Genomic DNA, 20,039 nt, shown 5'->3' on the forward strand with positions numbered 1-20,039 from the left:
CAGCAGGCCGGTGTCCTTCATCCGGTGCAGCAGGGTCTGGGTCCCGTACGTGCCGGCGGCGATCACCACCCGGCGGGCGGTGAAGGTGCGGCCCCAGTACAGGTAGGTGCTCATGCGGGTGAAGGTGCCGGAGACGGTGCCGTTCGACCGGTAGACGTAGGTGCCGGCGGTGCCGTAGGCGATCAGGTCGGGGCGGCCGTCCTTGTCGAGGTCGCCGGCGCCGACGAGCTGGGAGAAGCCGCCCCAGCCGCCGCCGACCCGCACCCGGGTGAGGAAGTTGCCCCGGCCGTCGCCCTGGTAGAGCCAGAGGACGCCGGAGGTGTCGCGGGCGACGAGGTCCCCGGCGGCCGTGCCGGCGATGTTCCCGACGGCGGTGAGGTGGTTGTAGATCCCCCAGCCGCCGCCCACGCGGACGCGGGCCGCGAAGGGCGCGGAGGCGTTGCCGGTGGCCCGGTAGAACCACAGGACGCCGGAGGCGTCGGTGGCGAGCAGGTCGGGGCGGCCGTCCCCGTCGAGGTCGGACCCGCCGGCGAGCTTGTTGTAGACGCCCCAGCCGCCGCCGACCCGCACCCGGGTGGCGAAGGTGCCGTCGCCCTTGCCGGCGTAGGACCACAGGACGCCGGAGCCGTCGAGGGCGATCAGGTCGCCGTGGGCGCTGCCGCCGATGTTCCCGACGGCCTCGATCTGCTTGTACGTGTTCCAGCCGCCGCCGACGCGGCCGTGGTAGACGGTGTCGAACTTGCCGTCCACCGGGTGGCCGCGGAGCTCGTCGCGCCACAGCACGCCGGCCGCGTCCCGGGCGAGGACGTCGGTGGCACCGTTGTCGGTGAAGTCGTGCGGGTTGGCCGCGCGGCCCACCCGCATGAGCCGGCCCTGGTAGGCGGCCTCGCCGGTGCCGTCGAGCAGCATCGCCTCGGCCTCCACCGCGTACTGCCCGTTGGGGGCGTCGATGCCGTTGATGGTGCCGTCCCAGGTGAAGGAGAACCTGTTGCCCTCGGCCGGGGCGTGCACGCGCGTGCGGTACGCCTGCTCCGTCGCCGTGTGCGTGATCGTCACGTCGATGGCGGCCTCGCGGTGCGACAGGGTCCAGCCGAGCGTGACCTCGCCGCCGTTCCTGTCGAGGTTCACCGCGTCGGGGACGTGGACCTGCTCGATCCGGAGGTCGACCAGCTTGTTCTCGTCGGCGATCTTGGTGACCGCCGGCGTGCCGTCCGCCGCGAGCACGATCCGGAAGAGCCCCTTGCCGTCGGCGGCCCGCGAGCCGTGCAGGACGACGGCGCCGTCCTGCGCGGTCGTCGCGACGGAACCGGAGTCCAGGCCGAGCGCGACGGTCTCGCCGCTGGTCAGGGAGACGGCCTTGGGGGGCGTCGAGGGGTTGCCGTAGACCAGCCAGCCACCGGCGAGGGCGGAGTACCACTCGACGTCGTGGGCGCCGAGGGCGGTCTGCCTCACCTCGCGCGTGGCGCGGTCGACGGTCCGGAAGACGCCGCCGAGGTCCTCGTCGTACTCGTACCAGCCCACGTGCGAGTCGGAGAGCGACGGCCCGCCCCAGCCGTAGCCGGACGAGGCGGAGCCGTACGTCTCGATCGCCGCGCCGGCCACCGGGTCGATGACGGCCCGGCCGCCGGTCCGCAGCTCCGGCGACCCCTTCTCGTACCCGACGACGACGGCGCCGGAGCCGTCCTTGCGGGAGGACCCGAAGTAGTCGCCGGCGTCCGCGGGGAGCCCCGTGACCTCGCGGGTGGTCGTGGCGGCGCCGTCCTTGGTGACGATGTGCAGCTCGGAGGTGCCGTCGGCCCGCTTCAGCTGTGCGAGGACGCTCGTCCGGCTCAGCGTGGCCACGTAGTTGCCGTTGAGCGGGGCGAGGTCGATGACCACGTCGGGGGTGCCCGGGGCGGCCATGTCCCGCAGGGTGAGCGTGCGGAACTCGGAGGACCAGTCGGCGTCGCCGATGACGACCACGTCACCGGGGCCCATGGTCCAGCCGCCGTCCTCGGGCACCTCGACCGGGGTCGCGGCGCCGCCGTCGAACGGGGTCCAGCTCAGGGTGCGGCCGCCGTCGAGGGCGAGGGCGTGCGAGAGGAAGCCGGAGACGCCCACGCCGCCGAGCTCGGTGCCCTCCGGGAAGACCGGGAGGGATCCGGCCGCCTCCGCCGCGGCGGCCGGGACGGGACCCGCGGGTGCCGCGAGGGCGGCCGGCGCCGTGGCGAGCGTGCCCGCGCCGAGCGCGGTGACGGCCAGGACGGCCGTGACGGCCGAGGCGAGACGGGTGCCGGTGGTGCGGAACTGCAAGGTGAACCCCCTGGGAAGACCCGGCACGGGGAGTGCCGTGCCGGGTCAGACTCCCCATCACCCCAAGAGGTTGTACGAAAGGTCGGCGATCAGTTCGATCGATTTCCGCCAACACCCGTCCTGGCCGGAGGGGTTGCGGCCCCCGCCCCGGACCTCTCGTCCGCCCGTCCCGGACCTCTCGTCCGCCCGCCCCGGGCCCCTCGTCCGCCTCCTCGGGCCCTCTCAGCCCCCCGCCCGCTCCACCACCCCCCGCACGTACGCGGCCTGCCCCGCGTGCTGGAGGTCCTCCGCGATCACCGACACCAGCCGGACGCCCAGCGTCACCGGCGGGTCCCAGGAGGTGTCGACGACCCGGTCCAGGCCCGCGTCCGTGACCGGGGCCAGCAGCCCGGCCGTCCGGTCGTGCACGGCGTCGTGGTAGCCGAGCAGCAGCCCGGCCGGCGCCCGTACGGCTCCGACCTGCGCGGACGTGTGGCCGTACCCGGTCGCGGCGGCCGGGAACGGCAGTCCGAACCGCTCCCGCCACCCGTCGGAGCGCCACAGCTGCTCCGTGCCGAAGGCGCCCGCCAGGTGATCGTCCTGGATGCGGGTGAGGTGCCAGACGAGCCAGGCGATCGAGTTCGCGTCCGGATCGAGCCGGACGGCCAGGTCGTCCTCGCCGAGCCCCTCCACGGCCTCGTGGACGGCCTCCCGGATCCGGCCGAAGGAGTCGAGCAGCAGACCGGCACTGTTCATCACGCCCCCTGGGGGTCGCGCGCCGCCCGCCACCGGGCCAGCTCCGCCTCGACGTCGAAGGGCGTCAGACGCAGCGGAGGGCCCGCCGGAGGCCGGCGCAGGGCTTCCGCGATCTTGGTGTTGATCTCGCCGAGGATCCGCCGGACCTGGCGCTCCGAGACGGCCTCCGCGACCGCCGAGGCCGCGTCCTCGGCCTCCTTGCGGAGCTGGAGGGCGGGCGGCAGCGCGGCCATGCCCTCGCGGTGCGTCTTCTGCTTGATCCACCAGAGCTCGTCGTAGGGCGCCGCGTCGTCGGGGAGGGGCTTGCCGAAGCCGGAGAGCGCGCGGAACTCGCCGCGCTCGGCCGCCTCCCGGATCTGCCGGTCGACGAAGGACTCGAAGCTGACGCCGGGCGGTTTCCGATCGGTCATGTGTCCAGCGTACGTATCCGGGCCGGGAGGGATGTGGGGAACGCGGTCTACTGCGGCGGCCGGTCTTCCGGCACCCTGTGGTGCGTTCGTCCTCGTTCAACGCGCGTAAACCCCCGTACGGCTCCATCCCCCAGTCACGGAGGACACATGCCCCACTCGCGTCACACGGGTTGGACCAGGTCCCGGATCCCCGCCCTCGGCGCCCTCCTCGCGCTCCTCGCGGGGCTGCTCACGGTCCTCGGGACCGCCGGCACCGCCCACGCCGCGCCGCTCTTCAAGGCCCCGTTCGCCTGCGGCCAGAAGTGGACCTACAGCCACCACTCCGCCGAGGTCCGCCAGGCCCTGGACTTCGTCCGCTCCGACGGCGGCGCCACCGCCGGCGCCCCCGTCCTGGCCTCGGCCGCCGGCACCGCCTACCGCTACTCGCAGCCCTCCGGCGCGGGCAACTACATCGTGGTCGACCACGGCGGCGGCTGGAAGACGTACTACTTCCACCTCAACGCCTACTCGGTCGCGCACGGCGCCGCCGTCTCCCAGGGCCAGCAGATCGGCACCACCGGCTCCACCGGCAACAGCTCCGGCGCCCACATCCACTACGAGCAGCTCTACAACGGCGTCGGCCAGACCATCGTGATCAACGGCGTGTCGCTCGCGCCCTACCCCGGTTCGTACGGCTCCAAGCACCTGACCAGCGACAACGGCTGCTCGGGCGGCGGGACCGGGAAGTACTGGGTGGACACCTTCGCCAACGCCACCGGCTACGCGGCCGCCAACACGAACGACCCCCAGGGCGTGCTGAACGCCGGCACGAACTACGTCTACTGCAAGGTCTGGGGCCAGGAGATCCGCGACGCCTCCGGGAACTACAACCACTGGTGGCTCCGCACCGACCTCGACACCGTCTACGCCGGCAAGAACGGCTACGGGGCGTACGTGTCGGCCTACTACCTGTCCCGCTGGGGCAACGACGAGGCCCGCGACAACAACGGGACCGTGATCCCGAACTGCTGAGACGCCCGCCGGTACGCCCCGGAGGCGTCCCGGAAACGGGCAGGAGCCCCGCTCGTGCCGCACCTGCGGCACGGAGCGGGGCTCCTTGGGTACTGCTCTAGAAGATCACGATCGCCACTACGGCGTTCAGATCGCGGTGACGTTCTCCGCCTGCGGACCCTTCGGGCCCTGGGTGACGTCGAAGCTCACCTGCTGGTTCTCCTCAAGCGAACGGAAGCCGTTCGCGTTGATCGCGGAGTAGTGGACGAAGACATCCGGGCCGCCGCCTTCCTGGGCGATGAAGCCAAAGCCCTTTTCAGCGTTGAACCACTTGACGGTTCCGGTAGCCATGAGCCCTCCTATGGGCCAAAGGGTCGCCCTGCTCCAGAACCTGCAAACAAGTCTGAAAACTACAAAAGCCTGCGGGTCACATGCTCCGCAGGCTCTGTACTGCAAGGGAAACCAAACTGCAACTTGCGTCGAGCGTAGCACGCAGTGTGCGCGCAGCGATAGAGGGAAAGATCACGTCACCCTCATGTTTGATCCGATCCTAACGGCTGACGCGCCACGCCGATGTCCGCGGATGTCCCCCGGCGATGTCCACCGTGCGAGACGGGGCTAGCCTCGCGATGTGGACAATGCGAACGACGAGCACCAGCGCAGCCGGCCCCGGGTCGGACACATCCAGTTCCTGAACTGCCTGCCCCTCTACTGGGGGCTCGCCAGGACCGGGACGCTCCTCGATCTCGACCTCACCAAGGACACCCCGGAGAAGCTGAGCGAGCGGCTCGTCCGCGGTGATCTCGACATCGGTCCGATCACCCTCGTGGAGTACCTCCGCCACGCCGACGGCCTCGTCGCCCTCCCCGACATCGCGGTCGGCTGCGACGGCCCCGTCATGTCCTGCGTGATCGTCTCCCAGCGGCCCCTGGAGGAGCTGGACGGCGCCCGGGTCGCGCTCGGCTCCACCTCCCGGACCTCGGTCCGGCTCGCCCAGCTGCTGCTCGCCGAGCGGTACGGGGTCGCGCCGGCGTACTACACCTGCCCGCCCGACCTGGGCCTGATGATGCAGGAGGCGGAGGCGGCGGTGCTCATCGGCGACGCGGCCCTGCGCGCCTCGCTGCACGACGCGCCCCGCCTCGGGCTCCAGGTCCACGACCTCGGCCTGATGTGGAAGGAGTGGACGGGGCTGCCGTTCGTCTTCGCCGTCTGGGCGGCCCGGAAGGACTATCTGGCGCGCGAACCGGAGACCGTCCGCGACGTCCACCGGGCCTTCCTCGCCTCCCGCGACCTCTCCCTGGAGGAGGTCGCCAAGGTGGCGGAACAGGCGGCCCGCTGGGAGGCATTCGACGCCGGGCTGCTGGAGCGGTACTTCCGCACGCTCGACTTCCGCTTCGGCCCCGAGCAACTCGCCGGAGTGCGGGAGTTCGCCCGCCGCACCGGCCCGACGACCGGATTTCCGGCCGATGTGACGGTCGATCTGCTCCCGCCGGAATAGGCCCCGCCGCCGCCCGGCAATTCACGTCCGCATTTCCCGCCCGGAGCCCGCACCGCGCCTTCTCATTCCCGCCGCGCTCCCGTCCCCTTCCCGCCGCGGGATTCGCGCAGGGGAACGTTCATCGGAAATTCATGCCGGTGTGGACCCCGGCCGGGTCGCTCACCCCCGCTGGCGTACGCTGGTGCGGTCTGTCAACAACCCTCCGAAAGGGACGAACCGGTGACCGAGAAGGCCGACCTCACGTCGTTCGATGTCACAGCCGTTCTCGACCGCGCCGCCGCGGGCGGCCGGATCACCCCGGAGGAGGCGCTCGTCCTGTACCGCTCGGCGCCCCTGCACGCGCTGGGCGCCGCCGCCGACGCCGTGCGCCGCCGCCGCTACGCCGGCACCGAGCACATCGCGACGTACATCATCGAGCGGAACATCAACTACACCAACGTCTGCGTCACCGCCTGCAAGTTCTGCGCCTTCTACGCGGCCCCCAAGGACACGAAGAAGGGCTGGACCCGCGACCTCGACGACATCCTGCGCCGCTGCGCGGAGACCGTCGAGCTCGGCGGCACCCAGATCATGTTCCAGGGCGGCCACCACCCGGACTACGGCGTCGAGTACTACGAGAAGCACTTCGCCGCCATCAAGAAGGAGTTCCCGCAGCTCGTCATCCACTCCCTCGGCGCCTCCGAGGTCGAGCACATGGCGCGCATCTCCGGCGTCTCCGTCGAGGAGGCGATCACCCGCATCCACGCGGCCGGCCTCGACTCCTTCGCCGGCGCCGGCGCGGAGCTGCTCCCCGAGCGCCCCCGCAAGGCCATCGCGCCGCTCAAGGAGTCCGGCGAGCGCTGGCTGGAGATCATGGAGATCGCCCACAAGCTGGGCGTCGAGTCCACCTCCACCATGCTCATGGGCACCGGCGAGACCAACGCCGAGCGGATCGAGCACCTGCGGATGATCCGTGACACGCAGGACCGGACGGGCGGCTTCCGGGCCTTCATCCCGTACACGTACCAGCCCGAGAACAACCACCTGAAGGGCCGCACGCAGGCCACCCTCTTCGAGTACCTGCGCATGATCGCGATCGCCCGGATCTTCCTCGACAACGTCGCCCACATCCAGGGCTCCTGGCTGACCACGGGCAAGGAGGTCGGCCAGCTCTCCCTGCACTACGGCGCCGACGACCTCGGCTCGATCATGCTGGAGGAGAACGTCGTCTCCTCCGCCGGCGCGAAGCACCGCTCCAACCGCCTGGAGATCATCGACCTGATCCGCAAGGCCGGCCGCGTCCCCGCCCAGCGCTCCACCACCTACGAGCACCTGGCCGTCCACGACGACCCGGCGAACGACCCGGTCGACGACCGCGTCGCCTCCCACATCTCCTCGGTGGCGATCGAGGGCGGCACGGCCCACCCCGAGCTGAAGCTCCTCGACGCGAACTGACCCGACCGGTGCTCACCCTCCACACCGCCGACGCCTCCCCGGAGCTGGCCGTCCTCGTCGACGGCCCCCGGATCGCCGCCGTCGGCCCCTACGAGGAGCTGGCGGAGGCGCACCAGGACGCCCGCCTCCGCCGCTGGCCCGGCATCCTCACGCCCGGCCTGCTCAACCCGTACGCCCCCGAGCTCCTGGAGCGGACCTACCACCCGGACCCGCGCGAGGCCGACGCGTTCGGCACCGCGCCGATCACCGGGGAGCGGGCGGCGGAGCTCTTCCGCGCCGACCCCGCCCGCCTCGGCGCCAGCGCGCGCCGGGGCGTCCAGCGGCTGCTCGCGCACGGCACGGTCGCCGTCGCGGGGGAGCTGCGGTCGCGGGCGGCCCGGGACGCGGTCCGCCGCGCCGGCCTCGCCGTCGGCCACCGCCCGGACCCCCTCCCCGGCCCCCCGTCCCTCTCCCCGCGCCCCCTGATCCTGCTCCCGCGCCCGGCCCCCGGCGGCCCGGCCCGCTTCGCCGTCTTCGACGTCCCCGACCCGGCGACCCTCGTCCGCCGCGGCGCGTCCACCTGCGTGGCCACGGTCATCGACGGACGGCTGGTCTACCGGGCCCGCTGAGCCCCGGCGGAGACGCGTTCCCTCACCAGCTCCAGGAAGCGCGGCTCCCGGCCGAGCGCCATCAGGTCGGCCGCCTCGACCGGGACCTTCGCCTCGCCCGGCCAGTCGTACACGGTGATCGTGACGGACTTCCCGCGGTACAGGAACCCCACCCGCACCCTGCCGCCGAGCTCGCTGACCGGCCCGAGCCGCAACTCTTCGCGGTCGCAGAGGGAGCTTCCCGCCGGCGCGTTCTCGCACTGGGGCAGCGTCGCGCTGTCGGCCGTCGGCACCGCCACGGTCATGCGGAAGGTCGTACCGTTCGCGTCGAGCATGTAGCTGCCGCCCGCGATGTCCACCGGCCGGACGTCGGTGACCTCCGCGGGCAGCACCTCGTCCAGCAGTGCCGCCACCCTCTCCTCGAACCCCGGGCCGTCGGCGGGCGGGGCGGCCGGCGCCGAGGGGGCCGGACCGGCCCCCGGCAGCAGCGTGAGCCCGAGGGCCCCCGCCGTGACCGCGCCGAGCGCGGCCGTCACCACGGCGAACCGGGCGCGGGCCCGCCGCCGGCGCCCCTCGCGCACCGCGAGCGGGACGAGGTCGGGCAGCGGCGGCAGGTCCTCGGCCGTGCGCTCCAGCGCCGCGCGGAGCGGCATGTTCTCGTCGGTGTCCACGGCGAACCTCAGCTTCCTTCCATCGAGAGCCCGGCATCGGCCAGCCGGGTGCGGAGTCGGGCGAGCGAGCGCGAGCACTGGCTCTTCACGGTGGCCTCGCTGCACCGCAGCAGCGCCGCGACCGAGGCCACGCTCTGGTCGTCCCAGTAGCGCAGCACGACCATCGCCCGCGCCCGGGGCGGGAGTTCGGCGAGCGCCGCGAGCAGCGTCACGCGCAGGTCGGTGTGGTCGGCGGGCGGCTCCGGCACGGTCCCCCCGGCCCGGCCGAGCGCCAGCAGGTCCCGCAGCCGGCGCCGCCGCTCGGCGAGGAACGTCCTGGTCAGCACGGTCTTGGCGTACGCGAGCGGATGCTCGGCCGCCCCCGCCCGCCGCCAGTGCTGGTACACCTTCGCGAGCGTCGTCTGGGTCAGGTCCCGTGCCCCCTCCGCGTCCCCGCAGAGCAGGTACGCCGTCCGGTACAGCCGCTGCTGCGCGGAGCGCGCGAACTCCTCGAACCCGGCCTCCGACCCCACGTCCACGGCCGGGACCGCCCTCGGCCCCGCCTCGGTCGTCACTGCCATCGCACCCCTGCTCTCCTCGCCGCCGTCTGCCGCGTTCGACCGTCCTTGAGCACGCCCGGCGCCGAAAGGTTGAAGCGGTACGGGAAGGAATCCGGGCGGCTGCTTGAATGGGTTCCGTGACCCGAGCCAACCTGGACAAAAAGCCGCACGAAGTCGCCTCCATGTTCGACGACGTGGCGGCCAACTACGACCTCACCAACGACGTGCTCTCGCTCGGCCAGGACCGGCGCTGGCGCAAGGAGGTCGCCAAGGCGGTCGACGCCCGGCCCGCGCAGAAGATCCTCGACCTCGCCGCCGGCACCGCCACCTCCTCGCAGCCCTTCGCGCGCGCGGGCGCGTACGTCGTCCCGTGCGACTTCTCCCTCGGCATGCTCCGGGTCGGCAAGCAGCGCCACCCGTGGATGCCGTTCACGGCGGGCGACGGCACGAGGCTGCCCTTCAGGGACGACGTCTTCGACGCGGTGACGATCTCCTTCGGGCTGCGCAACATCCAGGACACCGAGCAGGCGCTGCGCGAGCTGTACCGGGTGACGAAGCCCGGCGGCCGGGTCGTGATCTGCGAGTTCTCGCACCCCACCTGGGCCCCGTTCCGCACGGTGTACGAGGAGTACCTGATGCGCGCGCTGCCGCCGGTGGCCCGCGCGGTCTCCTCCAACCCCGACGCGTACGTCTACCTCGCCGAGTCCATCCAGTCCTGGCCCGACCAGCCGTCCCTCGCGGGCCTGCTCCAGAAGGCCGGCTGGTCGAAGGTGGCCTGGCGGAACCTGACCGGCGGCATCGTCGCCCTCCACCGGGGCTTCAAGCCGGCGTGACCCCGGGCCGCCGCGCCGTCGCGGGCGGGCGTTCCGCCGGTGCGCGGCGCCCGTCCCCGCGGAGGCGCGGCGAACGGCGCCGCCCGGCGGCCGGGCCCGGCGCGCGGCGAAGGGCGCCGTCGTCGGCGGAGGCGCCCGCCCTAGACTTTCCTACGACCCTCTTCGCCGACCTTTCGGGAGATTCGCCGTGACCGAGAAGCCCCTCTCCGAGCACAGCGCTGATGTGATCGTCGTCGGGGCGGGCCCGGCCGGCTCCACCACCGCGTACTACCTGGCCAAGGCCGGTCTGGACGTGCTGCTCCTGGAGAAGACGGCGTTCCCGCGCGAGAAGGTCTGCGGCGACGGCCTCACCCCGCGCGCCACCAAGCAGCTCGTCTCCATGGGCATCGACATCTCCGAAGAGGCCGGCTGGCTGCGGAACAAGGGCCTGCGGATCATCGGCGGCGGCGTCCGGCTCCAGCTCGACTGGCCCGACCTCGCCTCGTACCCGGACTACGGACTGGTCCGCAAGCGCGACGACTTCGACGAGATGCTGGCCCGGCAGGCGCAGAAGGCCGGCGCCCGGCTGTACGAGCGCTGCAACGTCGGCGCCCCGATCGTCGACGCCCGCACCGGCCGCATCACCGGCGTCCACGCCAAGCTCGGCGAGGAGAAGACCGAGGTCACCTTCCACGCCCCCCTCGTCGTCGCCGCCGACGGCAACTCGACGCGCCTCTCCCTCGCCATGGGCCTGCACCGGCGCGAGGACCGCCCGATGGGCGTCGCCGTCCGCACGTACTTCACCACCCCCCGGCACGACGACGACTACCTGGAGTCGTGGCTGGAGCTGTGGGACAAGCGCGGCCCCGAGGACCGCCTCCTGCCCGGCTACGGCTGGATCTTCGGCATGGGCGACGGCACCTCCAACGTCGGCCTCGGCATCCTCGACTCCTCCTCCGCCTTCCGCGAGCTGGACTGGCGCGAGGTGCTGAAGACCTGGTGCGCGTCGATGCCGGAGGACTGGGGCTTCACCCCGGAGAACATGACGACGCCGATCCGCGGCGCGGCCCTCCCGATGGCCTTCAACCGCCAGCCGCACTACACCAAGGGCCTGCTGCTCGTCGGCGACGCGGGCGGCCTGGTCAACCCGTTCAACGGCGAGGGCATCGCCTACGCGATGGAGTCCGGCCAGATCGCCGCCGACGTCATCGTCCAGGCCCACGCCCGCGCCACCCCCGCCCAGCGCGAACTGGCCCTCCAGAACTACCCGCGCATCCTCAAGGACACCTACGGCGGCTACTACACGCTGGGCCGCGCCTTCGTGAAGCTCATCGGCAACCCGAAGATCATGAAGATCGCCACCCAGCGCGGCCTCACCCACCCCCTCCTGATGAAGTTCACCCTCAAGATGCTGGCCAACCTCACCGACCCCACCGGCGGCGACGCCATGGACCGCATCATCAACGGCCTCTCGAAGGTCGCCCCGAAGGCCTGACGACGAGGGCCCCTCCCACCCGGGAGGGGCCCCTCCCGCCTCGGAAAGGGCCCCTCCCGCCAGGGGAAAGGGCCCTCCTCCGTCTCCCGCTCAGCCCCCGTGGACGGCGGCGGCCTTCTTGATCCGCTCGTCCATCTCCCTCTTGAACTGCGCCAGCGTCTCCGCGTGCTTCTCCATGAGCTCCTTCTGGAACTCGACCTCGGCCTCGTACCAGAGGGGAACCAGCTTCACGCGCTTCTTGCAGGCGACGTCGTGCTTGGCGATGGCGATCGCCCTGGCGCTGCCGAGGTCGGCCCGGGACTCGGGGTCCAGCCCGAGGGACCGGACCGACTCCAGGGGGTCGGTGACGCGGTACCCCTTCTCCGCCATGCACGCCGACCACGCCCTGACGGCCGCGGCGACCTTCGGGGACGCCTTGGCCCGGGACATCGCCTCCCCCTCCATCCCGAAGACGAACAGCAGGTCCACCGGCTGCTTCTTCTCCGCGTAGAGCCGGAGGTGTCCCTCCCGGCTGCAACCGCCGGCCAGCACCTTCCGCCCGTTGACCGTCCGTCCGGTGTCGGTCTTCTTCTGCTCCTCCAGGGTGCGCGGCGGGAGCGCGAGGCCGCCCCCGGGCTTGGACCCGAGCGGCGGCCCGCGCAGCGCCATCCGCTCGTCCGGCGGGAGCAGGGCCTCGTTCGGCTTCTCCCGCTCCGCGTCGGTGCCGGGCTTGGCGTACCCGTACCGGGCCGCCGTCTCCTCGTCCGCGACGCCGTACCGGTACGACGTGCCGCTGGACCGCGCCGGTGGCGGAGGGGCCGCCTCGTAGCCGAATCCGTACCGCTTCATGCAGTCCGCCGTCAGCAGGTCCTGCGCCTTCTCCAGGCTGCGGATCTGCTCGTCCGTCGCCCTGTACGGATCCAGGGGGTAGACGAGCTGTCCGACGGAGACCTCGGACGGGTCGGACAGCGGCTTCGTCCCGGCGGAGGCGGCCGGCTCGCCGGACGAGCAGCCGGCGAGCAGAACCCCGGTGGCCAGCAGGAACGCGGCGAGCGGGCGGGAGGGGCGGGGACGCGCGAAGGGCTTCCGGGGCCGCCGGGAAGACTCAGCCATTGGCGTCGTTGTCGTAGATCGAGGAGACCTGGTTCGTGAAGTTGGAGCTGAAGTCGCCCAGCGTCTCCCGGGGGATCCAGCCTTCGACGCCGTTGGCGTACGAGCCCGTGTACACGTGCCAGGTGACGTTGTCGTAGTTGAAGTACGACTCCGCGTTGTTGTCCACGATCTGCCCGCTTCCGATGCCGGCCGTGAGGAAACGGTCGTTGTTCAGGAGGGCTTCGTCGTAGAAGAAGTCGGTCCACGAATCGTGTTGGCCGTCTTCGTAGAAGAGCGCGAACTCGTTGTAGTCCAGGGACCCGTCCTTGTTCGCCGCCGAGGCGGGCGCGGCGGTCACCAGCGCGCCCACGGCGAGGGTTCCGAGGGCGACGGTCGTGCCGAGGACGCGTCGGAGTGCGGTGCTCTTCAAGGTTCTTGCCTTTCGGAACGAAGGGAGAACTACAGGAGAACGGGGGGTGGTTGACAGCGAAGTTCACGTGACCGCCGAGGGGCCGGTCAACCGTTCCACGGAGCGGACGGAGGGCGATCGGGTCGTTCCTCCCCTCCGACCAGGGAAATCGTCCGGGCCCGAGAGGCCGCGCGGGCGTTCTGAATACGTCAAGTCCACCGGAGGGCGGCCGATCGTTTTCGGACGGGAGTGAACAACAGGTGTGATTCGTATGGCGGTTGGGAAGTGACGGTGTCTTTTCCCTGTGGTTAGAGTGACGCCGATCGAGCATTCGTACGCCGTGTTCGATCCCTCCCGCGCCGGGCCGGGGAGGCGCCTCGCGCCACCGGCCCCGGGCGCGGCCACACCGCCGGGAACGCCTCCCCGCAGAAGGCAGAAGGACGTGCACCGATGAGACGTTTGCTCGCCACCCCGCTGCTCCTCGTGCCCCTCGGGCTCGCGCTCGCCGGATGCGCCTCGGAGCCCGAGATCTCCCCGGTCGAGGCCGCCTACAACCCGTACATGAAGTGCCTCGGGGAGAACAAGGTGAAGATCATGGAGCGGAGCCCCGGGGTCCTGGCCGTGGACAAGGCGGCCATGGACGGTGATCCGGACGGCGTCATGCTCGCGGCGCAGAAGAAGTGCGAGAACCTGATCCCCGCCGAACTGCCCGTCGACCCGGTCGCCCTGGAGCAGCAGAAGAAGCTCGCGGAGTGCTACCGGCGCAACGGCTATCCCGACTGGCCCGACCCGAACCCGAAGACCGGTGAGATCGAGGCGGACATGGACGACTCCGCCGTCATGCGCAAGTGCGGCGATGAGATCGGCTGAGGCCCCCGGCGCGGACCCGTACGAAGACGTGGACACGGGCACCGACACCGACACCGACACGGACACGGACATCGCCATGGAGCCCCTCGACCCCCCGTACGCCGGGACCGCTCCCGACCCCCGCCCCCGCCGCGTCCGGCTCTCGATCGGGGCGCTCGCCGTCGGGGCCGTTCTGCTGGCCGGCGCCGGGGTCTTCGCCGGTACGGTGATCAAGTCGCCGGCCCAGGTCGCCGCGGAGGCCGCGCCGCCGCCCGCCGACGTGCTCACCGCGCCCGTCGAGCGTCGCGTCCTGCACGAGACGGTCGTGCTGCGCGGCACGGTCGCCGCCGGGCAGACGGTGCAGGTCGCGCCGGTCGTCTCCGGCGGGGAGGGCGGGACGCCCGTCGTCACCAAGACGCCGTTCGCGGTCGGTGCGGCGGTCCGGCCGGGGCAGGTCCTCCTGGAGATCTCCGGCCGGCCGCTCTTCGTGCTCCCCGGCCGCCTCCCCGTCTACCGGGACCTCAGGCCGGGCGCGACCGGCGACGACGTGGCCCAGCTCCAGACCGCGCTGGCCGGTCTCGGATACGGGCGGGGCGGGGACCCGGAGGGCACGTACGGCGCCGGGACGAAGGCCGCCGTGGAGGGGTTCTACGCCGCCGCCGGCTACGACCCGCGCCCGGCCGTGGACGACGGGGGCGCGGGGGTGGACGCCGCCACCGCGGCCGTCACCGCCGCCGAACGGGCCGCCGAGGACGCCGCCGACACCCTCGCCGGGAGCGAGGACGAGGCCCGGAAGAAGGACCTGCGCAAGGCCCGCGACCGGGCGGCCGAGGACCTGGCGGACGCCCGTGCCGCGCTCGGCAAGGTGCTGGCCGCCGCCGGTCCGATGGTCCCGGCCGGCGAGGTCGTCTTCGTGGAGCGCTTCCCCGCCCGGGTCGCCTCCACCGCCGTGCGCCCCGGCTCGCCCGTCTCCGGCACGCTGATGACCCTCTCCTCCGGCCGGCTCCTCGCCCAGGGGTACCTCCTGGACCACCAGAAGGGGATGGTCCGGCCCGGTCAGAAGGTCCGCGTCGTCGACGAGGTGGCCGGCACCGAACTCACCGCCGAGGTCGCGACGGTCGCCTCGACGCCGACCTCCGCCGACGCCGCGGGGCCGGGCGCCGCCGGGGGAGAGGGCCAGGAGGACGCGGCCCCCGCGAAGGGCCCCACCGGGTACCTCTTCACCGCCGTGCCGGACCGGGAGATCCCGCCCGCCCTCGCCGGCCAGGACGTACGGCTGACGATCGAGGCGGCCTCCACCGACGGCGAGGCGCTGGTCGTCCCCGTCACCGCCGTGTCCGCGGGCGCCGACGGCCGGACGCTGGTCACCGTCGTGACCGAGGACGGCCGCCGCACCCCCGTGGAGGTGCGGACCGGCACCCTGGGCGACGGCTACGTCGAGGTCGTCCCGCTCGCGGGAGGCCGTCTGAAGGAGGGAGCCGAGGTCGTCACCGGCGTGGCCGCGGCCGGGGAGGGGACCGGATGAGCCCGCTCGTGCGCCTCCGTCGGAACCGCCACCCCGGCCCGCCACCGGAACCGCCCACCCCCATGCCCGGATCCCTTGCGCCCGGAGATCCCGAGCCCGACGCCCCCGTCATGGAGTTCCGGAAGGTCGGGCTCACCTACCCGGGGCCGCCCCCCTTCCAGGCCCTTCGCCCGTGCGAACTCGCCATCCACCGCGGTGAGTTCGTGGCGGTCGTCGGGCCGTCCGGCTCCGGCAAGTCCACCTTCCTGAACGTCGCCGGGCTCCTCGACGCGCCCACCGAGGGGACGTACCTCCTCGACGGCATCGACACGGCCGCGCTGTCCGACGCCGACCGCACCGCCCTGCGCGGGCGCCGCATCGGCTTCGTCTTCCAGGCGTTCCACCTGATGCCGCACCGCAGCGCGACGGAGAACGTGATGCTCTCGATGGTGTACTCGGCGGTGCCCCGCGCCGAGCGACGGGCCCGGGCCCGGGAGGCGCTGGGGCGCGTCGGGCTCGCCCACCGGGTCGACGCGCTGCCCGGCCGGCTCTCCGGCGGCGAGCGCCAGCGCGTCGCCATCGCCCGGGCGCTGGCCGGCCGGCCCTCGCTGCTGCTCTGCGACGAGCCGACCGGCAACCTCGACTCCGGCAACGCGGAGACCGTCCTCTCCCTCCTCGGCGAACTCCACGCCTCCGGCATGACGGTCGTCGTCATCACCCACGACGCCGAGGTCGCCGCCCGCGCCGGCCGTACGGTGACCATCCGCGACGGCGTCCTCAGCGCGCCGGCCGGCCGCGAACGGAGCCCCGCATGAGGGGCCGCCGCGGCGCCCGCGTCGTCGAACCCTCCCGCCTCACCCTCCGCGACACGCTCTCCGAGGCCGTGGCCGGGATGCTCCAGCGGCCCGGCCGCTCGCTGCTCACCGCCCTCGGCACCGTCCTCGGCGTCGGCACCTTCGTCGCGGTCCTCGGCCTGACCGCGACGACGTCCTCGCAGATCGACGCCCGCTTCGACCTGCTGACCGCCACCGAGGTCACGGTGGAGGACGTGGCCCGGCAGCGGGACGAGTTCGCGGGGCCCGGCTTCCCCGCCGACGCGGACGCCCGGATCCAGCGGCTCGGCGGAGTCCGGGCCGCCGGCGTGTACTGGACGGTCCGGCTCGGACCGGACGTCACCGTGCGCGCCGCGCCGGTCGGCGACGGCGCCGGCGCCACCCCCGTCGACGTGGTCGCCGCCTCGCCGGGCGCGCTCCGGGCCGCCGTCCCGCACCTCGCGCAGGGCCGGCTCTACGACGAGTTCGCGTCGGCGAAGGCGCAGCCGGTCGCGGTCCTCGGCGCGTCGGTCGCGGCCCGGCTCGGCATCACCACCCTGGAGACCCGGCCGGCGGTCTTCATCGGGGACGAGCCGTTCGTGGTGGCGGGGATCGTGGACGACGTCGAGCGCCGCCCGGACGTGCTGATGTCGGTGAGCGTGCCCCGGACGACCGCGGAGCGGATGTGGGGGCCGCCGGAGCCGGGGGCCGCGCGGATGCTGATCGCCACCGAGACGGGGGCGGCCCGGCAGATCGCCGAGGAGGCGCCGGTGGCGCTGCGCCCGGACCACCCGGAGTACCTGAAGGCGGTGCCGCCGCCGGACCCGCGGACGCTGCGGACGGGGGTGACCGGCGACCTGGACCGGCTGTTCCTGCTGCTCGCCGGGATCTGTCTGGTGATCGGCGCGGTCGGCATCGCCAACACGACCCTCGTCGCCGTTCTGGAGCGGACCGGGGAGATCGGGCTGAGGCGGGCCCTGGGCGCCCGGAGCCGGCACATCACCGTCCAGTTCCTGGCGGAATCGGGCACTTTGGGCGCGCTCGGCGGGCTGGTGGGGACGGCGCTGGGGGTGTGCACGGTGGTCGGCGTGGCGCTGGTGCGGGAGTGGACGCCGGTGGTGCACCCGGCGACGGTCGTCGCGGCCCCGGCGATCGGCCTGGTGACGGGCGTGGCGGCGGGCCTCTATCCGGCCTGGCGCGCCTCCCGCGTCCAGCCGGCGGAGGCCCTGCGCCGCTGAGGCCGGGACCGCGCGCCGAAGGGCCGTCGCTCCCCCGAGGAGTGACGGCCCTTCGTACTGCTCCGATCGTCCGCGATCAGAGGATGCGGACGGCGCCCGACGGCGGGTCCCAGTCGAGCGAGCGCTCGACGACGCCGGTGGAGGAGTTCTGCGCGCCGACGTACTTGCCGCCGCCGACGTAGACGGCGACGTGGTACGAGCCGCTGCGGCTGCCCCAGTAGAGGATGTCGCCCGGCTGGAGGTTGCTCAGGGAGACGGAGGTGCCCATGCTCGACTGCTGGTACGAGATGCGCGGCAGGTCGATGCCGGCGGCGGCGTAGGCGGCCTGGACGAGGCCCGAGCAGTCCCACGAGTTGGGGCCGGTGCCGCCGGTGACGTACGCGTCGCCGACCTGGGCGCGGGCGAAGGCGACGATCGCGGCGGCGGTGCCGGAGGCGGCCTGGGTGGACTCGGAGGCGGAGGACGAGCCGCCGTCGCTCGACGAGCCCGCGTCGGAGGAGTTCGAGCCGGAGGAGGAGTCCGACGCCGCGGTGGTGGCCAGCTGGGAGCGGGCGCTGTCGCGGGAGGCGCGGGCCTGGGCCTCGGCGCGGGCCTCGGCCTCGGCGCGCTCGCGCTCGGCCTTCGCCTCGGCCTCCTGACGGGCCTTCTCGGCGCGCTCGGCCTCGGCCTTGCGGTCGGCCTCGGCCTTGGCCTTCTTGGCCTCCTTGGCGGCCTTCTCCAGGGCGGCGGCCTCCTGGGCCTCCAGGCTCTGGTCGAGGGCCTCCTGCTGGGACGCCTCGGCGGAGGCGGCCACGGCGCTGGAGAGGTCGGCGCCGAGCGAGCCCAGGGTGGGCATTTCGATGGTCTCGGTCACCGGCTCGGCACTCGCCGGGCCGGCGGCACCGGCCACCGCGATGGTGCCGAGGACGCCACCGGCAACTCCGGCGCGGAGCGCGAGCTTCGAGGCGCTGCGGCGGGGCTTCCGGTGGCTGGGTATGTGAGCGGTCTGGGACATGGGTACAACCGCTATCAGGGCTTCGCGGTTCCCTTCAAGAAACGTGGGTTGCGCCACAGTTACGACCGGAACCGTCCAATCCGCTTCCTCGGCACCCTTATTGACGCCGTAACGGGCAAAACGGGCACGGTTCATTCCGCCCTTGATCACGGGTTTTCGATGAGATGCCCGAATTGCCCCTCGCTTACCACCTCTTGACGAGGATGGCCAAGCCCCGTTCTTTTGAGGCTCCTGTGAAGTGATGCAGGTCACATCTGCGTCTCGTGAACGCGTGCACACGGAGCCGGGGCGTCCACTTCCGTATCGCCGGCCCCTCGGACGGGCGACGGCCGGACGGCCGAAGTGCCTATATCACCCGTACGCGTCCACTGCCAATTTGCTTGTATGGCCCATCTCTTGATAGTGCGCCACCGCTCCGACCAGCGCCTTCCGGTCCGAATGTCACACCTGGTGATCACCTGGGCGCTTCACGCGACAAGATCACCGCTCATCCGACTTCATGATCCTTCGTCAGGTGGTGGAGATCACAAATCCGTTGGCGACCCCCGTGTCGCAGATCACAGAGGGGCGGGCTTAAGATACGCGGACGTCGGGCTTGTGAACTGCCTCACATGTGGGCGATCTTCCCGGAGGTCGCCGCGGGGTTCCGCGAGCCGACAGTGCGGTCCAACGGTCAAGGACGACTGGAAGGAGCGAGGAGCGTGAATGCGTACGCGCCCATCCTCGTGCTCGGTGCCCTGGGTGCGGGGTTTGCGATCTTCTCCGTGGTCATGGCCACGCTAATCGGGCCAAAGCGGTACAACAGGGCAAAACTTGAGGCGTACGAGTGCGGCATCGAGCCCACGCCGACGCCCGCCGGGGGAGGCCGCTTCCCCATCAAGTACTACCTGACGGCGATGCTCTTCATCGTCTTCGACATCGAGATCGTCTTCCTCTACCCCTGGGCCGTCACCTTCGACGCCCTGGGGCTTTTCGGGCTCGTGGAGATGCTGCTCTTCGTGCTCACCGTCTTCGTCGCCTACGCCTACGTGTGGCGGCGCGGCGGCCTGGAATGGGACTGAGGGGCTGAGGAGCACCCATGGGACTCGAAGAGAAGCTGCCCAGCGGTTTCCTGCTGACCACCGTCGAGCAGGCCGCGGGCTGGGTCCGGAAGGCGTCCGTCTTCCCCGCGACCTTCGGCCTCGCCTGCTGCGCCATCGAGATGATGACGACCGGCGCCGGCCGCTACGACCTCGCCCGCTTCGGCATGGAGGTCTTCCGCGGCTCCCCGCGCCAGGCCGACCTGATGATCGTCGCCGGCCGGGTCAGCCAGAAGATGGCGCCCGTCCTGCGGCAGGTCTACGACCAGATGCCCAACCCCAAGTGGGTCATCTCCATGGGCGTCTGCGCCTCCTCGGGCGGCATGTTCAACAACTACGCGATCGTGCAGGGCGTCGACCACATCGTGCCGGTCGACATCTACCTGCCGGGCTGCCCGCCGCGCCCGGAGATGCTGATGGACGCGATCCTCAAGCTCCACCAGAAGATCCAGGGCTCCAAGCTCGGCGTGAACGCCGAGGAGGCGGCCCGCGAGGCGGAGGAGGCGGCGCTCAAGGCGCTGCCGACCATCGAGATGAAGGGTCTGCTGCGGTGACCGACGCACGCGCGGCCACCGGGCCGCAGCCGACGACGAAAGCCGCGCCCTCGCGCCGCGCGGGCG

21 protein-coding genes are annotated in these 20,039 nt (G+C 72.5%); 12 read left to right on the forward strand and 9 right to left on the reverse strand.

What is annotated here, in order from left to right:
* From AB0E83_RS05530 to AB0E83_RS05540, 3 genes are all read right to left on the reverse strand, one after another.
* Positions 1 to 2,292 (reverse strand): FG-GAP-like repeat-containing protein (locus AB0E83_RS05530; RefSeq protein ID WP_362106300.1); only part of this gene is annotated, 2,292 nt, incomplete at its 3' end.
* A 222-nt stretch (positions 2,293 to 2,514) separates the two neighbouring features.
* A complete protein-coding gene (locus tag AB0E83_RS05535; RefSeq protein ID WP_362106303.1) occupies positions 2,515 to 3,027 on the reverse strand; it encodes a DUF664 domain-containing protein in 513 nt (170 codons plus the stop codon).
* Positions 3,027 to 3,437, reverse strand: coding sequence for a DUF1992 domain-containing protein (locus tag AB0E83_RS05540; protein WP_362106305.1), 411 nt, complete (start codon positions 3,435 to 3,437; stop codon positions 3,027 to 3,029). Before AB0E83_RS05540 ends, AB0E83_RS05535 begins: the two co-directional genes overlap by 1 nt.
* Before the next feature lie 147 nt (positions 3,438 to 3,584).
* Here AB0E83_RS05540 and AB0E83_RS05545 point away from each other — a divergent pair, with 147 nt between their 5' ends.
* On the forward strand, positions 3,585 to 4,448 hold the full coding sequence (locus AB0E83_RS05545; protein WP_362106308.1) for a M23 family metallopeptidase: 864 nt from the start codon (positions 3,585 to 3,587) through the stop codon (positions 4,446 to 4,448).
* 126 nt (positions 4,449 to 4,574) lie between these two features.
* Here AB0E83_RS05545 and AB0E83_RS05550 read toward each other — a convergent pair whose 3' ends face one another.
* Positions 4,575 to 4,778: a cold-shock protein gene (locus AB0E83_RS05550; protein WP_043442843.1), complete on the reverse strand. Its 204-nt coding sequence runs from the start codon at positions 4,776 to 4,778 to the stop codon at positions 4,575 to 4,577.
* Positions 4,779 to 5,058: 280 nt separating this feature from the next.
* Between AB0E83_RS05550 and AB0E83_RS05555 the strand changes: the two genes are divergently transcribed.
* The 3 genes from AB0E83_RS05555 to AB0E83_RS05565 all read left to right on the forward strand — a co-directional run bounded on the left by AB0E83_RS05555 (position 5,059) and on the right by AB0E83_RS05565 (position 7,967).
* Positions 5,059 to 5,925 (forward strand): menaquinone biosynthesis protein, encoded by an 867-nt coding sequence (locus AB0E83_RS05555; RefSeq protein WP_362106311.1) that lies wholly within the window; start codon positions 5,059 to 5,061, stop codon positions 5,923 to 5,925.
* A gap of 219 nt (positions 5,926 to 6,144) precedes the next feature.
* On the forward strand, positions 6,145 to 7,359 hold the full coding sequence (gene mqnC / locus AB0E83_RS05560; RefSeq protein ID WP_362106314.1) for a cyclic dehypoxanthinyl futalosine synthase: 1,215 nt from the start codon (positions 6,145 to 6,147) through the stop codon (positions 7,357 to 7,359).
* 8 nt (positions 7,360 to 7,367) lie between these two features.
* Positions 7,368 to 7,967 (forward strand): hypothetical protein, encoded by a 600-nt coding sequence (locus AB0E83_RS05565; RefSeq protein WP_362106316.1) that lies wholly within the window; start codon positions 7,368 to 7,370, stop codon positions 7,965 to 7,967.
* Here the strand turns inward: AB0E83_RS05565 and AB0E83_RS05570 are convergent.
* The gene (locus AB0E83_RS05570) at positions 7,952 to 8,617 is read right to left on the reverse strand and encodes a hypothetical protein (protein WP_362106319.1); all 666 of its coding nucleotides are present in this window, start codon (positions 8,615 to 8,617) and stop codon (positions 7,952 to 7,954) included. The two genes, AB0E83_RS05565 and AB0E83_RS05570, sit on opposite strands and share 16 nt — an antisense overlap.
* Positions 8,618 to 8,625: 8 nt before the next feature.
* On the reverse strand, positions 8,626 to 9,177 hold the full coding sequence (locus tag AB0E83_RS05575; protein ID WP_362106322.1) for a SigE family RNA polymerase sigma factor: 552 nt from the start codon (positions 9,175 to 9,177) through the stop codon (positions 8,626 to 8,628).
* A 116-nt stretch (positions 9,178 to 9,293) separates the two neighbouring features.
* Here AB0E83_RS05575 and AB0E83_RS05580 point away from each other — a divergent pair, with 116 nt between their 5' ends.
* Both AB0E83_RS05580 and AB0E83_RS05585 read left to right on the forward strand, forming a co-directional pair.
* Positions 9,294 to 9,989, forward strand: a complete 696-nt coding sequence (locus tag AB0E83_RS05580; RefSeq protein ID WP_362106324.1) for a demethylmenaquinone methyltransferase — start codon at positions 9,294 to 9,296, stop codon at positions 9,987 to 9,989.
* Positions 9,990 to 10,176: 187 nt separating this feature from the next.
* Complete coding sequence (locus tag AB0E83_RS05585; protein WP_362106327.1) at positions 10,177 to 11,463, forward strand: geranylgeranyl reductase family protein; 1,287 nt, start codon at positions 10,177 to 10,179, stop codon at positions 11,461 to 11,463.
* A gap of 90 nt (positions 11,464 to 11,553) precedes the next feature.
* Here the strand turns inward: AB0E83_RS05585 and AB0E83_RS05590 are convergent, their stop codons facing one another.
* Together AB0E83_RS05590 and AB0E83_RS05595 are read right to left on the reverse strand one after the other, a co-directional pair.
* Positions 11,554 to 12,555 carry a hypothetical protein gene (locus tag AB0E83_RS05590; RefSeq protein WP_362106330.1) on the reverse strand — a complete coding sequence of 334 codons (1,002 nt, stop codon included), beginning with the start codon at positions 12,553 to 12,555 and terminating at the stop codon, positions 11,554 to 11,556.
* Positions 12,548 to 12,964: a hypothetical protein gene (locus AB0E83_RS05595; RefSeq protein ID WP_362106333.1), complete on the reverse strand. Its 417-nt coding sequence runs from the start codon at positions 12,962 to 12,964 to the stop codon at positions 12,548 to 12,550. The genes AB0E83_RS05590 and AB0E83_RS05595 overlap by 8 nt, the downstream gene beginning before the upstream one ends.
* A 429-nt stretch (positions 12,965 to 13,393) precedes the next feature.
* On the opposite strand from AB0E83_RS05595, the gene AB0E83_RS05600 reads away from it, so the two are divergent.
* The 4 genes from AB0E83_RS05600 to AB0E83_RS05615 all read left to right on the forward strand — a co-directional run bounded on the left by AB0E83_RS05600 (position 13,394) and on the right by AB0E83_RS05615 (position 17,346).
* Positions 13,394 to 13,813: a hypothetical protein gene (locus AB0E83_RS05600; RefSeq protein WP_362106335.1), complete on the forward strand. Its 420-nt coding sequence runs from the start codon at positions 13,394 to 13,396 to the stop codon at positions 13,811 to 13,813.
* Positions 13,800 to 15,317: a peptidoglycan-binding protein gene (locus tag AB0E83_RS05605; protein ID WP_362106338.1), complete on the forward strand. Its 1,518-nt coding sequence runs from the start codon at positions 13,800 to 13,802 to the stop codon at positions 15,315 to 15,317. The genes AB0E83_RS05600 and AB0E83_RS05605 overlap by 14 nt, the downstream gene beginning before the upstream one ends.
* Positions 15,318 to 15,379: 62 nt before the next feature.
* Complete coding sequence (locus AB0E83_RS05610; protein ID WP_362106341.1) at positions 15,380 to 16,111, forward strand: ABC transporter ATP-binding protein; 732 nt, start codon at positions 15,380 to 15,382, stop codon at positions 16,109 to 16,111.
* On the forward strand, positions 16,108 to 17,346 hold the full coding sequence (locus AB0E83_RS05615) for an ABC transporter permease (RefSeq protein WP_362106344.1): 1,239 nt from the start codon (positions 16,108 to 16,110) through the stop codon (positions 17,344 to 17,346). The genes AB0E83_RS05610 and AB0E83_RS05615 overlap by 4 nt, the downstream gene beginning before the upstream one ends.
* 76 nt (positions 17,347 to 17,422) lie before the next feature.
* On the opposite strand, the gene AB0E83_RS05620 is transcribed toward AB0E83_RS05615, so the two are convergent.
* Positions 17,423 to 18,340, reverse strand: coding sequence for a C40 family peptidase (locus AB0E83_RS05620; RefSeq protein ID WP_362106347.1), 918 nt, complete (start codon positions 18,338 to 18,340; stop codon positions 17,423 to 17,425).
* A gap of 701 nt (positions 18,341 to 19,041) precedes the next feature.
* On the opposite strand from AB0E83_RS05620, the gene AB0E83_RS05625 reads away from it, so the two are divergent.
* Both AB0E83_RS05625 and AB0E83_RS05630 read left to right on the forward strand, forming a co-directional pair.
* On the forward strand, positions 19,042 to 19,401 hold the full coding sequence (locus AB0E83_RS05625) for an NADH-quinone oxidoreductase subunit A (RefSeq protein ID WP_030494815.1): 360 nt from the start codon (positions 19,042 to 19,044) through the stop codon (positions 19,399 to 19,401).
* 17 nt (positions 19,402 to 19,418) lie between these two features.
* A complete protein-coding gene (locus AB0E83_RS05630) occupies positions 19,419 to 19,973 on the forward strand; it encodes an NADH-quinone oxidoreductase subunit B (RefSeq protein ID WP_030494814.1) in 555 nt (184 codons plus the stop codon).
* Positions 19,974 to 20,039 lie beyond the last annotated feature (66 nt).

It is taken from the genome of Streptomyces sp. NPDC035033 (genome assembly GCF_040636735.1).
Lineage (GTDB): Bacteria > Actinomycetota > Actinomycetes > Streptomycetales > Streptomycetaceae > Streptomyces.

Coding starts and splice junctions, on each gene's coding strand:
- AB0E83_RS05630 (WP_030494814.1), top strand. CDS start 19,419: ATGGGACTCGAAGAGAAGCTGCCCAGCGGTTTCCTGCTGACCACCGTC.
- AB0E83_RS05610 (WP_362106341.1), top strand. CDS start 15,380: ATGCCCGGATCCCTTGCGCCCGGAGATCCCGAGCCCGACGCCCCCGTC.
- AB0E83_RS05600 (WP_362106335.1), top strand. CDS start 13,394: ATGAGACGTTTGCTCGCCACCCCGCTGCTCCTCGTGCCCCTCGGGCTC.
- AB0E83_RS05540 (WP_362106305.1), bottom strand. CDS start 3,437: ATGACCGATCGGAAACCGCCCGGCGTCAGCTTCGAGTCCTTCGTCGAC.
- AB0E83_RS05605 (WP_362106338.1), top strand. CDS start 13,800: ATGAGATCGGCTGAGGCCCCCGGCGCGGACCCGTACGAAGACGTGGAC.
- AB0E83_RS05615 (WP_362106344.1), top strand. CDS start 16,108: ATGAGGGGCCGCCGCGGCGCCCGCGTCGTCGAACCCTCCCGCCTCACC.
- AB0E83_RS05545 (WP_362106308.1), top strand. CDS start 3,585: ATGCCCCACTCGCGTCACACGGGTTGGACCAGGTCCCGGATCCCCGCC.
- AB0E83_RS05550 (WP_043442843.1), bottom strand. CDS start 4,778: ATGGCTACCGGAACCGTCAAGTGGTTCAACGCTGAAAAGGGCTTTGGC.
- AB0E83_RS05590 (WP_362106330.1), bottom strand. CDS start 12,555: ATGGCTGAGTCTTCCCGGCGGCCCCGGAAGCCCTTCGCGCGTCCCCGC.
- AB0E83_RS05620 (WP_362106347.1), bottom strand. CDS start 18,340: ATGTCCCAGACCGCTCACATACCCAGCCACCGGAAGCCCCGCCGCAGC.
- AB0E83_RS05535 (WP_362106303.1), bottom strand. CDS start 3,027: ATGAACAGTGCCGGTCTGCTGCTCGACTCCTTCGGCCGGATCCGGGAG.
- AB0E83_RS05575 (WP_362106322.1), bottom strand. CDS start 9,177: ATGGCAGTGACGACCGAGGCGGGGCCGAGGGCGGTCCCGGCCGTGGAC.